General features: G+C 37.3%; 11 protein-coding genes, 2 tRNA genes and 3 rRNA genes. 15 read left to right on the top strand and 1 reads right to left on the bottom strand.

Features of this window, described 5'->3' with window-relative positions; all coding sequences use genetic code 11:
• The first annotated feature begins 17 nt into the window (after nucleotides 1-17).
• Nucleotides 18-554 (top strand): D-glycero-beta-D-manno-heptose 1,7-bisphosphate 7-phosphatase, encoded by a 537-nt coding sequence (gmhB, locus tag ACSYSW_RS09345; protein WP_491705313.1) that lies wholly within the window; start codon nucleotides 18-20, stop codon nucleotides 552-554.
• 31 nt (nucleotides 555-585) lie between these two features.
• On the opposite strand, the gene ACSYSW_RS09340 is transcribed toward gmhB, so the two are convergent.
• A complete protein-coding gene (locus ACSYSW_RS09340; protein ID WP_491705314.1) occupies nucleotides 586-1320 on the bottom strand; it encodes a DUF4184 family protein in 735 nt (244 codons plus the stop codon).
• A gap of 513 nt (nucleotides 1321-1833) precedes the next feature.
• Here ACSYSW_RS09340 and ACSYSW_RS09335 point away from each other — a divergent pair.
• From ACSYSW_RS09335 to ACSYSW_RS09270, 14 genes are all read left to right on the top strand, one after another.
• Nucleotides 1834-3375, top strand: a 16S ribosomal RNA gene (locus tag ACSYSW_RS09335).
• Nucleotides 3376-3432: 57 nt separating this feature from the next.
• Nucleotides 3433-3509 (top strand) — tRNA-Ile (locus ACSYSW_RS09330).
• Between the two features lie 36 nt (nucleotides 3510-3545).
• A tRNA-Ala gene (locus ACSYSW_RS09325) sits at nucleotides 3546-3621 on the top strand.
• A gap of 367 nt (nucleotides 3622-3988) precedes the next feature.
• On the top strand, nucleotides 3989-5185 hold the full coding sequence (locus tag ACSYSW_RS09320; protein ID WP_491705315.1) for a pyridoxal phosphate-dependent aminotransferase: 1197 nt from the start codon (nucleotides 3989-3991) through the stop codon (nucleotides 5183-5185).
• Nucleotides 5186-5643: 458 nt separating this feature from the next.
• Nucleotides 5644-8538: ribosomal RNA gene (locus ACSYSW_RS09315) — 23S ribosomal RNA — on the top strand.
• Between the two features lie 92 nt (nucleotides 8539-8630).
• Nucleotides 8631-8746: ribosomal RNA gene (gene rrf, locus ACSYSW_RS09310) — 5S ribosomal RNA — on the top strand.
• 361 nt (nucleotides 8747-9107) lie between these two features.
• Nucleotides 9108-9680 (top strand): RNA pyrophosphohydrolase, encoded by a 573-nt coding sequence (gene rppH, locus ACSYSW_RS09305; RefSeq protein WP_491705316.1) that lies wholly within the window; start codon nucleotides 9108-9110, stop codon nucleotides 9678-9680.
• Nucleotides 9677-10546 (top strand): prolipoprotein diacylglyceryl transferase, encoded by an 870-nt coding sequence (gene lgt, locus ACSYSW_RS09300; RefSeq protein WP_491705317.1) that lies wholly within the window; start codon nucleotides 9677-9679, stop codon nucleotides 10544-10546. Before rppH ends, lgt begins: the two co-directional genes overlap by 4 nt.
• Complete coding sequence (gene thyA, locus ACSYSW_RS09295) at nucleotides 10543-11337, top strand: thymidylate synthase (RefSeq protein WP_491705318.1); 795 nt, start codon at nucleotides 10543-10545, stop codon at nucleotides 11335-11337. Before lgt ends, thyA begins: the two co-directional genes overlap by 4 nt.
• 229 nt (nucleotides 11338-11566) lie before the next feature.
• Nucleotides 11567-12520, top strand: coding sequence for an LpxL/LpxP family Kdo(2)-lipid IV(A) lauroyl/palmitoleoyl acyltransferase (lpxL, locus tag ACSYSW_RS09290; protein ID WP_491705319.1), 954 nt, complete (start codon nucleotides 11567-11569; stop codon nucleotides 12518-12520).
• A 44-nt stretch (nucleotides 12521-12564) separates the two neighbouring features.
• On the top strand, nucleotides 12565-13647 hold the full coding sequence (gene rlmM / locus ACSYSW_RS09285; protein ID WP_491705320.1) for a 23S rRNA (cytidine(2498)-2'-O)-methyltransferase RlmM: 1083 nt from the start codon (nucleotides 12565-12567) through the stop codon (nucleotides 13645-13647).
• Between the two features lie 18 nt (nucleotides 13648-13665).
• Nucleotides 13666-15735, top strand: coding sequence for a penicillin-binding protein activator (locus ACSYSW_RS09280; protein WP_491705321.1), 2070 nt, complete (start codon nucleotides 13666-13668; stop codon nucleotides 15733-15735).
• Entirely contained in the window at nucleotides 15710-16081 is a 372-nt protein-coding gene (locus tag ACSYSW_RS09275) for a YraN family protein (protein WP_491705322.1), read from the top strand. Before ACSYSW_RS09280 ends, ACSYSW_RS09275 begins: the two co-directional genes overlap by 26 nt.
• Nucleotides 16082-16097: 16 nt before the next feature.
• A complete protein-coding gene (locus ACSYSW_RS09270; RefSeq protein ID WP_491705323.1) occupies nucleotides 16098-16676 on the top strand; it encodes an SIS domain-containing protein in 579 nt (192 codons plus the stop codon).
• Nucleotides 16677-16733: the final 57 nt, after the last annotated feature.

The raw sequence follows: 16733 nt of genomic DNA, 5'->3' as shown, positions 1-16733 counted from the left end.
TATATAAGAGGTTAACCATGAAGCCAGCTATTTTTTTAGATCGAGATGGCACCATTAACATTGATTATAATTATGTCCATACCATTGATGAATTTCATTTTATTGATGGTGTTATCGAAGCTATGCAAGAACTCAAAAAAATGGGTTTTTTATTAGTTATTACAACCAATCAATCTGGTATTGCTAGAAATATTTTTACAGACGAACAATTTCAAACTTTAACAGAATGGATGGATTGGTCATTGCAAGACAGAGGTGTTGATTTAGATGGCATCTATTATTGTCCACATGATCCGCTAGTTGACAACTGCGAATGCCGTAAACCTCATCCGGGTATGATTCAAACAGCAGCAAAAGAATTAAACATTGATATTGCTAATTCATACATGGTTGGTGATAAATTATCTGATTTACTGTCAGGAAAAAATGCCGGTGTTAAAAAAACTGTCTTAGTTAAAACCGGTGATAAGATAACGGAAGAAGCTCGACAACAAGCCGATTGGGTTATAGACAGCTTAGCAAATCTCCCACAAAAAATAAAAGAGATAGCATAATAAGCGAATTCAATCAGTATAAAATTTACCTTTATACTGATTTTAACTTATTTATCCCTTTTAAAATGAATGGTGTCAATATTAAGGCTATAAATATTGCATCAATAATTATCACAATTAAGGAACCAATTTGCTGGAAAGCTATCATATAAGTCGCAATGATAAGTAGGCATATAACTAGTCCAATCACACATCCCCAATAAAAACGATTGATATGATTAGGTTGCTGTTTTTTAGTAGGTAATAATGCAATATAAAATAAAATCAATAGCATTCCTATTATAGAACTAGTATGTTGTAATACTTTATACATAGGAATCTCAATATTATTTATTGACATTTTAAATTGTAAAAAAGAAATATGTTGTACAAAATACCCTGTTTTATGGGTAAAGGAATCCCAAAAAATATGTGACAAAATACCTATTAATATGGAAGTAATAACAATAAACCAATGATGGCAAAAATAGTGATTCCAACTAAACTGCAATGTATGATAAAAGCGCGAATATAACGAGTATGGTAGATTTTTAATTAAATCATTACGAATAAAGGAATGAAATATAAACGTAATTAGTAAAGACATCGGTAAATCAAACAGAAAGATGCCCGTCCATGTATGACTGTAAATACTTTTAATATTTACTCTTACAAAATATTCAAAATCTGGTGACATACTACCAACAATTAATCCTGTCAGCGAAAAATATCGAGATTGTTTGCAAAAAGGCAATATAATTGCAGGATGTGCAAATGTAAATGGCATAATAATTTGTATTTAGTTTAAAATTAAAAGTATGTGCGAATAATTACTTTAAAAAAGTAAATAATCAAATGATATTGATTATAATTTGAAAATATTATTTCTATTTTTAACGCAATCGCGCTCAAAAAATTGAAATAAGGCTAAATTTAATAATTATTACTTGCATCATTTTAATTTATGCCTATAATTCGCCTCACTGGTAACGTTATAACAAGTAAGTTTACCAATTAAGATCGAAGATTCATGAAAAAAGATCTTGACGAATCTAAAATACTAGCGTAATATACGCAACCCTTAAGACAGCAACTTCACTAATTAAGAAGAGGTGAAGAGTTAAAAATAACGAGCTGTCAGCTCTTTAAAAATTAAGAAACAGACAATCTGTGTGGGCACTTGTAAGGCAGAAGAATAAAGCCGAGAGGCGAGAATTAAGAAGTCTTAATAAGTGAACTCGAGATTCATTTGACGAAAGTTAAAGAAAGAAGCGGAGACAGTTATTGAGCATCAAACTTTAAATTGAAGAGTTTGATCATGGCTCAGATTGAACGCTGGCGGCAGGCTTAACACATGCAAGTCGAACGGTAACAGGGTAGAGCTTGCTTTACTGCTGACGAGTGGCGGACGGGTGAGTAATGTATGGGAATTTGCCGAATGGAGGGGGACAACAGTTGGAAACGACTGCTAATACCGCATAAAGTTGAGAGACCAAAGGGTGGGATCGCAAGACCACTCGCCATTTGATGAGCCCATATGGGATTAGCTAGTTGGTAGGGTAAAGGCTTACCAAGGCGACGATCTCTAGCTGGTCTGAGAGGATGACCAGCCACACTGGAACTGAGACACGGTCCAGACTCCTACGGGAGGCAGCAGTGGGGAATATTGCACAATGGGGGGAACCCTGATGCAGCCATGCCGCGTGTGTGAAGAAGGCCTTCGGGTTGTAAAGCACTTTCGGTGAGGAGGAAGTAATTACATGAATAGTGTAAATTATTGACGTTACTCACAGAAGAAGCACCGGCTAACTCCGTGCCAGCAGCCGCGGTAATACGGAGGGTGCGAGCGTTAATCGGAATGACTGGGCGTAAAGGGCATGTAGGCGGATAATTAAGTTAGGTGTGAAAGCCCTGGGCTCAACCTAGGAATAGCATTTAAAACTGGTTAACTAGAGTATTGTAGAGGAAGGTAGAATTCCACGTGTAGCGGTGAAATGCGTAGAGATGTGGAGGAATACCGGTGGCGAAGGCGGCCTTCTGGACAGATACTGACGCTGAGATGCGAAAGCGTGGGGAGCAAACAGGATTAGATACCCTGGTAGTCCACGCTGTAAACGATGTCGATTTGGAGTTTGTTGCCTAGAGTGATGGGCTCCGAAGCTAACGCGATAAATCGACCGCCTGGGGAGTACGGCCGCAAGGTTAAAACTCAAATGAATTGACGGGGGCCCGCACAAGCGGTGGAGCATGTGGTTTAATTCGATGCAACGCGAAGAACCTTACCTGGTCTTGACATCCACAGAATCTTGCAGAGATGTGAGAGTGCCTTCGGGAACTGTGAGACAGGTGCTGCATGGCTGTCGTCAGCTCGTGTTGTGAAATGTTGGGTTAAGTCCCGCAACGAGCGCAACCCTTATCCTTTGTTGCCAGCACGTAGAGGTGGGAACTCAAAGGAGACTGCCGTTGATAAAGCGGAGGAAGGTGGGGACGACGTCAAGTCATCATGGCCCTTACGACCAGGGCTACACACGTGCTACAATGGCGTATACAAAGGGAAGCGACCTCGCGAGAGCAAGCGGACCTCATAAAGTACGTCTAAGTCCGGATTGGAGTCTGCAACTCGACTCCATGAAGTCGGAATCGCTAGTAATCGTGAATCAGAATGTCACGGTGAATACGTTCCCGGGCCTTGTACACACCGCCCGTCACACCATGGGAGTGGGTTGCACCAGAAGTAGATAGCTTAACCTTCGGGGGGGCGTTTACCACGGTGTGATTCATGACTGGGGTGAAGTCGTAACAAGGTAACCGTAGGGGAACCTGCGGTTGGATCACCTCCTTACGAAGACCTTGCAAGTGTTCACACAGATTGTTTGTTGAAGAAGAAGCACACTTTATTGGGTCTGTAGCTCAGGTGGTTAGAGCGCACCCCTGATAAGGGTGAGGTCGGTGGTTCAAGTCCACTCAGACCCACCATAATCACTTATGGTGAACATCAGTAAAGTGAGTTATGGGGCTATAGCTCAGCTGGGAGAGCGCCTGCCTTGCACGCAGGAGGCCAGCGGTTCGATCCCGCTTAGCTCCACCATTTATTAATCAATAAATGGCAATTAAGTTTTCTTCGATTAATTTTTATCTTTCTTTCCTATTTTAAAATCCCTACACTTCCCTAAATCCTAAATCCTAAATCCTAAATCCTAAATCCTAAATCCTAAATCCTAAATTTAATTTTGTAAATCAACCTTATATTTTTATTTAACGGAATATTGCACAATTTTAGTTATTTATTTTTTTAAATTTACCTAATGCATCATTTTGTTTCATTCCATTCGTCAGTATTTCTATGCTTCCCTTGTTATTTATATTTCTTATTTTATTGGCATTATTCTTGCATAATAATTAATCGACACGTTATTAATTTAGAATTTCACAAACGAGTAAAGAGAGGGAATAAAATGATCTCAAACATAAATAATGCTATTTTATCACGTCGCCGTTTTTTAACTTATTCAAGTTTAGCCATTGGTAGTATGTCGATAAGTAGCTATTCTGCAAAATTAAAAGCCGCTGAAATTAGCACTAATCAAAAAGAACAAGTCTCTTCAGTGACGGAAATTGTGAAACCGACTTTAGATAATCCTGTCCGGTTAAATTTTAATGAAAACGCTTTGGGAATGTCACCTCATGCTAAGAAAGCTGCCATTTTAGCTGTCGACAAAGCTAATCGCTATGCAAAAAAAGAAATGCCCCAACTTAATTTAGCGATTGCAAATCATCATAAAGTTACGCCAGACCATGTTTTATTAACAGCAGGATCTTCTGAAGGTATTTTAAGTTCAATTACTGCTTGGAGTGGTGCTTCGACACAATTAGTTATATCTGATTTAACTTATGGTGATGGTGAGGAATTTGCAAAAATATTTAATCTGAAAATAACTAAAGTTCCAAGTTTAAAAGACTGGGCATTTGATATGGAAGGATTAAAAAAAGCGGCAGCGGATTATCCGGGCTTTAGTATTGTTTATGTAGTTAACCCTAATAATCCAACGTCAACAATAATACCAAATAATTTATTAATGGATTGGATCCGTAGTAAACCAGATAATACAATTTTTATCGTTGATGAAGCATATGCTGAATTTGTGAATGATCCAACTTATCAATCAGTTGATAAATTAATCCAAGAAGGATATGAAAACGTAGTATTGCTGAAAACTTTTTCTAAAATTCATGCAATGGCTGGCTTACGTGTTGGATATGTACTTGCAACACCAAATAATATGTCAAAAGTAGCACGCTATGTTGCTGGTGAAAAATTAAATTATTGTGGTGTTTGTGCCGCTTTGGCATCCATGAATGATCCTGCTTATTTGGCTTATTCAAAACAAACGATTGATACCTCTCGTAAAATTATGGAACAGGTATTTACTGAACTAGATATCTATTATCTTCCTTCACAAACAAATTTTATGTTTCATAAAATTAATAGTGATCTAACTAAATATCAACAACTATTAAAGCAACAACATATTCTTGTTGGTAGAGCTTTTCCACCTGCTGACAATTGGAGCAGAATATCACTGGGCACTCCTGGAGAAATGCTTTACACAGCAAGTGTACTTAGACAATTGCGATCTAATAATCTTATTTAATAAAAATCTTTAAATTGCCGATGAATAATAAAAAGAGTTTTTTGTATTTTATTAACGATATTTATATATGCATTGTTACGAATGTTTTTTTATTTGTATCTGTAATAATGCATGTATAAAGATGGTTAAGTATTTCTATTAGGCGGATATAGACCAAAATAAAATCAATCATAATATATTTTTAAAAAATAACTAAATTAAAGTTGTTTTATTAAAAAATATGTACTAATATAGCGCCCACTTCAGCGATGAGGTGAAAGAATAAGTAAGTAGTAAATAAGTATCGGCATAAATGCCACATATTTATTAGCATATATAGATGTGTGCTAATGAATAAAGCTCTTTAAAAATTAGGAACAAGCTGAAAGAAACGAGTTCTCGGCTTATGATACGAGGTGAGAGCCGGAAGTATGATAAGAAGAGAAGAAAGCGTAAACCGAGACAACTGCGAGTTGTAAGGTTAAGAAATTAAGCGTACACGGTGGATGCCTAGGCAATCAGAGGCGAAGAAGGACGTGTTAATCTGCGAAAAGCGACGGTGAGCTGATAAAGAGCGTTGAGCCGTTGATGTCCGAATGGGGAAACCCAATGTAGGAGACTACATTATTGTTTAATGAATAAATAGTTAGACAAGGCGAACCGGGAGAACTGAAACATCTAAGTACCCCGAGGAAAAGAAATCAACCGAGATCCCCCGAGTAGCGGCGAGCGAAAGGGGGTCAGCCCAAAGCGGGTAGCTTAAGGTATTAGTGGAAGCGTCTGGAAAGTCGCACGAAAGAGGGTGAAAGTCCCGTACACGAAAGTACTTTAAGTGGAAGCTTGAAGAGTAGAGCGGGACACGAGAAATCCTGTTTGAAGAAGGGGGGACCATCCTCCAAGGCTAAATACTCCTGATTGACCGATAGTGAACCAGTACCGTGAGGGAAAGGCGAAAAGAACCCCGGGAGGGGAGTGAAATAGACCCTGAAACCGTGTACGTACAATCAGTGGGAGCATAATTAAGGTTATGTGACTGCGTACCTTTTGTATAATGGGTCAGCGACTTATATTCTGTAGCAAGGTTAACCGAATAGGGGAGCCGAAGGGAAACCGAGTATTAACTGTGCGAATAGTTGCAGGGTATAGACCCGAAACCCGGTGATCTAGCCATGGGCAGGTTGAAGGTTGGTTAACACTAACTGGAGGACCGAACCGACTAATGTTGAAAAATTAGCGGATGACCTGTGGCTGGGGGTGAAAGGCCAATCAAACCGGGAGATAGCTGGTTCTCCCCGAAAGCTATTTAGGTAGCGCCTCATGAGTAACTGTTGGGGGTAGAGCACTGTTTCGGCTAGGGGGTCATCCCGACTTACCAACCCGATGCAAACTCCGAATACTGACAAGTTTAATCATGGGAGACACACGGCGGGTGCTAACGTTCGTCGTGAAGAGGGAAACAACCCAGACCGCCAGCTAAGGTCCCAAAGTCATAGTTAAGTGGGAAACGAAGTGGGAAGGCTTAGACAGCTAGGATGTTGGCTTAGAAGCAGCCATCATTTAAAGAAAGCGTAATAGCTCACTAGTCGAGTCGGCCTGCGCGGAAGATGTAACGGGGCTAAAACTATGCACCGAAGCTGCGGCAGCGACAGAAATGTTGTTGGGTAGGGGAGCGTTCTGTAAGCCGTAGAAGGTGTGTTGTGAGGCATGCTGGAGGTATCAGAAGTGCGAATGCTGACATAAGTAACGATAAAGCGGGTGAAAGGCCCGCTCGCCGGAAGACCAAGGGTTCCTGTCCAACGTTAATCGGGGCAGGGTGAGTCGACCCCTAAGGAGAGGCTGAGAGGCGTATCTGATGGGAAACGGGTTAATATTCCCGTACTGTGTATAACTGCGAAGGGGGGACGAAGAAGGCTAGGTTTACCACCTATTGGATGGTGGGTTAAGCATGTAGGCGAGTGATTAGGCAAATCCGGTCACTGAAACGCTGAGGTGTGATGACGAGGTGCTAAGGCACTGAAGTAATTGATGCCCTGCTTCCAGGAAAAGCCTCTAAGCTCTAGGTTATAGACAATCGTACCCGAAACCGACACAGGTGGTCAGGTAGAGAATACTAAGGCGCTTGAGAGAACTCGGGTGAAGGAACTAGGCAAAATGGTGCCGTAACTTCGGGAGAAGGCACGCTGATATTAATTGAAATCCCATGCGGACGTAGGTGAAATCAGTCGAAGATACCAGCTGGCTGCAACTGTTTAATAAAAACACAGCACTCTGCAAACACGAAAGTGGACGTATAGGGTGTGACGCCTGCCCGGTGCTGGAAGGTTAATTGATGGGGTTATCCGCGAGGAGAAGCTCTTGATCGAAGCCCCAGTAAACGGCGGCCGTAACTATAACGGTCCTAAGGTAGCGAAATTCCTTGTCGGGTAAGTTCCGACCTGCACGAATGGCGTAATGATGGCCAGGCTGTCTCCACCCGAGACTCAGTGAAATTGAAATTGCCGTGAAGATGCGGTGTACCCGTGGCAAGACGGAAAGACCCCGTGAACCTTTACTATAGCTTGACAGTGAGCATTGAGCCTTAATGTGTAGGATAGGTGGGAGGCATAGAAGTATGTACGCCAGTATGTATGGAGCCGACCTTGAAATACCACCCTTTAATGTTTGATGCTCTAACCTATACTTCTGAATCGAGGTAAGGGACACTGTCTGGTGGGTAGTTTGACTGGGGCGGTCTCCTCCCAAAGAGTAACGGAGGAGCACGAAGGTTAGCTAATCCTGGTCGGACATCAGGAGGTTAGTGCAATGGCAAAAGCTAGCTTGACTGCGAGAGTGACGGCTCGAGCAGATACGAAAGTAGGTCATAGTGATCCGGTGGCACTGAATGGAAGGGCCATCGCTCAACGGATAAAAGGTACTCCGGGGATAACAGGCTGATTCCGCCCAAGAGTTCATATCGACGGCGGAGTTTGGCACCTCGATGTCGGCTCATCACATCCTGGGGCTGAAGTAGGTCCCAAGGGTACGGCTGTTCGCCGTTTAAAGTGGTACGCGAGCTGGGTTTAGAACGTCGTGAGACAGTTCGGTCCCTATCTGCCATGGGCGTAGGAAAATTGAGAGGGTTTGCTTCTAGTACGAGAGGACCGAAGTGAACGCACCGCTGGTGTTCGGGTTGTGATGCCAATTGCATTGCCCGGTAGCTACGTGCGGAATAGATAAGTGCTGAAAGCATCTAAGTACGAAACTAGCCTTGAGATGAGTTTTCCCTAATGAGAATTAGTAAGGTCCGTTTAAGACTAAGACGTAGATAGGTCAGGTGTGTAAGTGTAGTGATACATTGAGCTAACTGATACTAATGAACCGAGAGTCTTAACCTTACAACTCGGAGTTGTTTGGAGCGCGAGAAGAATTTAGCTTGAGCCTAATGAGAAGCTAGCGAGAGTTAGTTGAAGAAGAGAGACAGGATATGTCTGGCGGTAAGAGCGCGGTGGTCCCACCTGACCCCATGCCGAACTCAGAAGTGAAACGCCGTAGTGCCGATGGTAGTGTGGGTATTACCCATGTGAGAGTAGGGAGCCGCCAGACTTTTATATAGAGAGCCCAGTATTTATACTGGGCTTTTTTGCATTTATTTGAAATAATTAACTCTATCTATCTATCTATCTATCTATCTATCTATCTATCTATCTACCTATCTACCTATCTATTACCTACCTACTATTCAAATCCATTTGTAACAGTCATTAACTTTAGGCAATAGTCATGAGTGATGTTTATAGGCATAGGCAAAATAGTGTTAAGTGTTAAATGTGTTTTATACATTTATTTTTTTGATAAATATTCGCATTACAAACTGAAATTCCTTTTTTTATCATCTATTAGTTTACGGAAATTACTTTATATGTAACAATCTCCACTAAATTTAATTTGTTATTTGAGGTAGTCAGTGATTGACAATGATGGCTACCGTCCAAATGTAGGAATCGTTATTTGTAATAGGTATGGTCAAGTGCTTTGGGCTAGACGCTATGGGCAAAATTCTTGGCAATTTCCACAGGGCGGAATAAAAATAAACGAGACGCCAGAACAGGCTATGTATCGTGAATTAAATGAAGAAGTTGGATTATTAGCAAAAGACGTTAAAATTTGTGCAACAACAAATGGTTGGTTACGTTATAAATTACCAAAACGAATGATTCGATGGGATAATAGACCTGTTTGTATTGGGCAAAAACAAAAATGGTTTTTGCTAGAGTTAATTTCTGATCATTCAGCAATTAACTTAACTATGTCATCGCTACCAGAGTTTGATGATTGGAAATGGGTTAATTATTGGTATCCAATTAGACAAGTTATTACGTTTAAGCGAGACGTTTATCGTAAAGTCTTGAAAGAATTTTCACTTTCAGTTTTTGCTTTGCAAGAGGAATCTGAAAAAAAACAAGTTTTACCGTCAAAAAAGAATCGATTTAACTTTTTCAATCAACAAAGAAAAAATAAACAGCGTATAAAAAAATGAATCATTATTTACATTTTCCAAATTTTAATCCTATTGCTTTTTCAATTGGATCTATTACTCTTCATTGGTATGGTTTAATGTATTTGTTTGGTGTATTAGGGGCGCTTTATTTAGGTAATAGGCGTGCCAAAAAACCAAATAGCCATTGGACGACATCACAAGTTGAAAATTTATTATTTTGGGGATTTTTAGGATTATTTATTGGTGGCCGGGTTGGTTATATATTATTTTATAATTTAAATAATTTTTTAGATGATCCATTAATTTTATTCAAAGTATGGGAAGGCGGCATGTCTTTTCATGGTGGATTAATTGGTGCCATTGTCGTTTTAATCATATTTAGTTTTAAAACGGGTAAAACCTTTTTACAATCTTCCGATTTCGTTGCTCCTCTTGTTCCGATTGGGTTAATGTTTGGGCGCTTTGGTAATTTTATTAATGGAGAACTGTGGGGTAGAGTAACCACATCGAAGTTAGGAATGTTATTTCCTTCATCTCATCATGCAGATTTGAATTATGTTATATCCCATAAAGAATGGTATCCCTTATATAACGAGTTAGGTGGAATTTTACCTCGGTATCCATCACAATTATTCGAAATGTTTTTTGAAGGGCTTATATTATTTATTATTCTTAATTATTTTGTTCGCAAACCACGACCGATTGGCGCCGTTTCAGGATTATTTTTGTTAGGATATGGCTTTTTTAGATTTATAATTGAGTTTTTTAGGCAACCTGATGAACAATTAGGTTTATTTTTTAATGCCATTAGTATGGGGCAAATATTATGCTTACCGATGATAATTGCTGGTATTTTACTATTATGGTATGCCTACATATGCAATAACAAAACGAGAGACTTATGAAACAATATTTAGCCTTAATGAAAAAAATTTTAGATGAAGGTGCGCCTAAAGCTGATAGGACTGGCACGGGAACATTATCAATATTTGGCTATCAAATGCGCTTTAATTTGCAAGAAGGTTTTCCGCTTGTCACAACTAAAAAATGTCATTTGCGTTCTATTATTCATGAGTTATTGTGGTTTTTAAAAGGTGATACTAATATCACTTATTTACGAGAAAATAATGTTACGATTTGGGATGAGTGGGCAGATGAAAATGGTGATTTAGGTCCTGTATATGGCAAACAGTGGCGTTCATGGAGTGTGGATAATGATCATCATATAGATCAAATCGCCAACTTAATAGAACAGATTAAAACTGATCCTGATTCGAGGCGTATGATTGTATCTGCTTGGAATGTTGGCGAATTAGATCAAATGGCACTAGCTCCTTGTCATGCATTTTTTCAATTTTATGTAGTAGATGGCAAACTCTCTTGTCAATTATATCAACGTTCTTGCGATGTCTTTTTAGGATTACCATTTAATATTGCAAGTTACGCTTTACTTGTTCACATGATTGCACAACAATGCGATTTAGAAGTAGGTGATTTTGTTTGGACAGGTGGTGATACTCATCTTTATTCAAATCATTTAGAGCAAGCCCATTTACAACTTACTCGCTCTCCTCGCGCTTTACCAACATTGAATATTAAGCGTAAACCAGCTTCAATATTTGATTATCAATATGATGATTTCGAGATTGCAGGTTATGATCCTTATCCAGCAATAAAAGCACCAGTGGCAATTTAGGATAAAAAATTCTTAATTGTTTAATTTAAATTTAAGCGGATTAACATTAATCCGCTTTATCAATAAATCAATTAAATTAAATTGCTAATTAATGGTAAAATATCGGTTTTTTCATTTATTCTTATTTGCTATCGCTGTTAAAGAATAGAGATTCAAGCAGTAATTTATGGGCGTTAAGCTGCAGATTAGTTTATAATAACTCCTTTTATTTTATTCTTTTTATATTGAAATGAATCAAAACCACGAAATACATGCAAAATTTACTCTCAAATTATTACACCCTCGTTATTGGTTAACGTGGTTGGGAATTGGTTTGCTTTATATCATTGTTTTATTACCTTATCCTTTTATCTACCAATTAGGAAAGGCGATCGGATTAGCCGCATTAAAATTCATCAATAAACGTAAAGATACAGCAAGGCAAAATTTACTCCTTTGTTTTCCTGAAAAATCACAGCAAGAACGTGAACTTATGTTACGTGAAAATTTTATTGCAACTGGCCTAGCTATTTTTGAGACGGGTATGGCGTGGTTTTGGTCAGATAAGCGTTTAGCTCGCCATTCATCAATTATTGATGATGGATTTATTACCGAGGCTCAGCAGACAGGAAAGGGAGTTTTATTAATTGGAATTCATTTTTTAACACTAGAATTGGGTGCTAGAATTCTCGGTATGAGCCACCCAGGTGTTGGCGTTTATCGTCCGAACGACAATCCCGTTTTAGATTATGTGCAATTACGAGGTCGTTTAAAATCCAATAAATATATGTTAGATCGTTATAATACTAAAGGAATGGTTCGAGCATTAAAAAATGGTGAATTACTTTGGTATGCGCCCGATCACGATTATGGTCCTAAAAATAGTGTTTTTGCTCCTTTATTTGCTGTTGATAAAGCGGCCACAACAAAAGGTACTCGCATTTTAGTAAAACTTGCTCATCCATTTATTATTCCATTTACCCCGAAGCGTGAAAAAAATGGGCATTATACTGTGTATGTATCTAAACCATTAGAAGACTACCCAGAAGATGAAGATGTTGCGGCGGCAACATTTATGAATAAAGCTATCGAAAAAGAGATTTTACGTGCGCCAGAGCAGTATATGTGGCTACATAGACGATTTAAAACGCGTCCAAAAGGAGAAACATCGCTTTATTCTGATAAGGTACAGTCAGATAAATAGATTATCTGTAATTAATTATTATATTAAGAGAACAATAAATCTTTATGCAAACATTAAATAAAGTGATTTTATATTGTCGAGCAGGATTTGAAAAAGAATGTGCTGCTGAAATTACTGATAAGGCAGCTCAGATTGAAATCTATGGTTTTGCTAAAATAATAGACAGTACAGCTTATGTTATTTTTGAATGTTATCAAAACGGGGATGCCCTTAAGCTGATCAAAAATTTAATGTTTAAACATCTGATTTTTGCAAGGCAAATGTTTGTAAGTGGTGATATTATTACTAATCTTACCGTTAATAATCGTATCGATCCTATACTTGATGCCTTAAATGGTCATATTTCAAATGCCGGTGTTGTACGTGTTGAAGCTGCAGATACAAATGAAGGTAAAACATTAATTGCATTTTGTCGTAAATTTACTGTGCCCTTAAGGCAAGCTTTACGCACTAAGCGGATTTTATCTAAAGTAGAAAGCGCAACACGACCGGTTATTCACGTTTTTTTCATTGATAGTCATACCTGCTTCGTTGGTTATTCTTATAGTCAAAACAATTCTCCTTTTTACATGGGCATACCGCGTCTAAAATTTCCTGCTGATGCGCCAAGCCGTTCTACTCTAAAATTAGAAGAGGCTTTTCATGTTTTTATTCCTTATGAAGAATGGGATGAACGTTTAAAAGGTGGTTTAAATGCCGTTGATTTGGGAGCCTGCCCAGGCGGCTGGACTTATCAATTAGTTCAACGTAGTATGTTTGTTTATGCTATTGATAATGGTCCAATGAATGAAAAATTAATGGCAACGGGCCAAGTAAAACATTATCGTGAAGATGGTTTTAAGTTTGTACCAAAAAAACATAATATTTATTGGCTTGTCTGTGATATGGTAGAGAAACCCAAAAAAGTGACAGAGTTAATTATTCATTGGTTAGTTAATGGTTGGTGTCGTGAAGCGATTTTTAATTTAAAATTACCAATGAAAAAACGTTATGAAGAAGTAAAACAAAATTTACATTGGTTACAACAAGAATTAAATAATAAGCAAATTAATGTACAAATACACGCTAAACATCTTTATCATGATCGCGAAGAGATAACGATTCATGTTCAGCGTATTTGGGGATAAAAGATAAGGGCACGAATAATGACATCTATTAAATACTACTTTTTGAAATTATTTATTTTATTTTCAATGACTTTATTAATAAGTTGTTCATCAGAAAATAATATCACTAAGCAAAGAGTTATGGATTTTGATGAAAATTATCCAGCTACTTATTATTTAAATCAAGTTGATAGGAATTCTGGCGAAAATAAAACGACATGGCAATTATATGCTATAAGAGCTTTAATCCTTGAATCTCAATACGATAGAGCAAATACTCTTTTATCAGAAATATCAACAGATTTAACGCCTGAGCAACAACGAGAAATAGCTTTATTGAAAGCTGAAATTGCGGTTAATAATCATCAGTCTTTTAATTTAAATGATCTTTCCATAAGTTATTTAAATGATGATCAGTTATATCGTTATTATAAATTGAAATTAATTATAGATCGTCAAAATCATGATAATAATGGAATAGCCCATGATTATATTAAACTTGAAAAATTTGTTCCAAGAGAAAAGTATAACGATTTCATTCATGAGTCATGGCAATTTTTCAATCAGTTAACAAATGAAGATATTAATCAAATCGTAATTTTTTCTGATGAATATACCTTACAAGGTTGGATTGAATTAACTTATATTTATCAAAATGCTAAGAGTCAAGCAGCTGAAGTCATGCCGGATCATCTCGGTAATTTATTAGCCAAAATAATGAATTCTTCAACAAATGAGAATGAAACATCAAATACCTGGAATACTTTTGATGAGCAACATGATGATAATAATTTGTCTGAAAGCAAAGAACTTACTTCAGAAGAAATAGAGGCGGAAAAAAACAAAGCTAAACAATTAGATGAAAAATTTAAACAAACTTTGACTGATTGGTCCATTCAATATTCTAATCACCCTGCTCAACTTATTGTAGCAAGTTTAACTAATCATTCTGCAATTCAAGGTAAAAAAATTGCCTTACTCTTACCATTAAATGGGAGTTCAGGAATATTTGGGCAAACCATTCGCCAGGGGTATTTTGATGCCATTAAGTTCTTCCCAAATGAACCAGAACAAACTATTTTAACGTTTGATACAACCAAAAAATCGATAAATCAATTAATTAAGCAAGCTCAAACTAATCAAGTAGAATTAATTGTTGGTCCTTTAATTAAGGAAGATGTAGAAGCTATCAAAAAATTAGCACCAAATATCCCTCTTTTAGCATTAAATCGTACAGTAAATACTGATAATTGGTTAAATAATAAAATGTGTTTTTTTGCACTTTCGCCAGAAGATGAAGCGGAAGATGCTGCAAAGCATATTTTTAATCAACATAAAAAAGTACCCTTATTATTTGTTCCACAAACTGATTTAGGAAGACGAATTGCACAAAGTTTTGCGAAAGAATGGCAGTCATTAATGGCGAATCATCAATCTAATGAAATAAGCCCTGTTTATGTCCATTATTTTGAAGATGCAGCTATGTTGGCCGAAAATATGAAAAATGATATAGGTATTGCTTTAACAGGTGAGCCTTTATTAGATGAGAATTCTTCTTCCTCAGCGTTAATTAATGAAAATCGAACCAATTTAATGGACGTTAATTCTAGCGAGGACCAAACTGCATCGAACGAACAACAACCAAATTTTGATGCGTTATATATTTATTCATCCTCAAAAGAATTAAGTTTTATTAAACCGATGCTTGATATAGAACTTAGCAATAATCAAGAAAAAGATTTTATTATGCCAACCATTTATACTAGCTCAAAAAGTCATGTAGCAAATACGTCAACTGATTTTATGTATGATATGGATAAAACTCAATTTGCTGAAATTCCATTAATTGCAAATCGAGAAAAATTTAATCAAATGAATTATGCTGAAATTATTCCAGCTAATATTCAAAATGATTATACTTTATTGAGACTTTATGCAATGGGTGTTGATGCTTGGCAACTTGCGAATCATTTTGATCAGATTTTTTCAAGGCAAAATCACCTTTTTGAGGGTATGACAGGTGATTTATCAACAACCGAACAGTGTGTCATAACACGTTCATTAACTTGGCAGCAATATAAACATGGTAACGTACAACCGATCTTATAGCTTAAATAGCAGACAAATTGGGCGTCATTTTGAAGTAGTAGCTTGTCAATATTTGCTTAAACAGGGTCTAGTTTTGTTGGCTAAAAATTGTCAATACAGACTAGGGGAAATTGATTTAGTCATGAAAGACAAAAACTGTTTAGTGTTTGTTGAGGTACGCTACCGAAAAGATGGGCTCTATGGTTTAGCTGAAATGACCGTAACTCCTGCAAAACAAAAAAGAATTAAATTCGCAGCTGAGGCTTGGATGCGTCAAAATAAATTAAATAGTCAAGAAACGGAATTTAGATTTGATGTTATTGCAATAACTGGTCATGTTCAAGAATGGATTGTTAATGCCTTTTAATGTTTAGGTGATAGAAGTGCAAGATTTAATTAAAAATTATTTTACGGAAAGTATTCAAACACAGATAGTGATGGCCGAGTCGTTAAGTCTATCACTAGAAAAAGCGGCACGAATTATCGTTACAGGATTGTTGAATGGTAACAAAATAATGAGTTGTGGTAATGGTTCATCTGCCGCGAATGTGCAAAATTTTACGTCTCGCTTGATAACAAGTATTGAAATGGAAAGACCGAGCATTCCGGCAATAGCGTTAGTTTCTGATAATGTTTTACTTAGTGCAATTGCTGATCATGATGAAATTTATGCTCGTCAAATACAGGCATTTGGTCAGCAAGGTGATTTGTTAATTGCCGTGACATGTCAGGGAAAAAGTAAATCTATTATTCGTGCTGTACAAGAAGCAGTTATTAAAGATATGACTATTATTGTTTTAACGGGTTTTGATGGTGGTGAAGTTGTTGGTTTACTTGGCCAAAATGATATTGAAATTCGAATCCCTTCTTATAAAAAAGTCATTACTCATGAAATGCACGCCATGATTATGAACTGCTTATGCCAATTAATTGAGAATTCTCTTTTTATTCATACAAACTAATTTAAATTAACTCGAAATTAAATCAGTTTTCACCTGCTTTTATAGCTTGTTTATGCT

The organism is Gilliamella sp. ESL1225 (genome assembly GCF_058502635.1).
The sequence above is the reverse complement of the archived record's forward strand: the minus strand, read 5'-3'. Positions and strand labels throughout refer to the sequence as shown.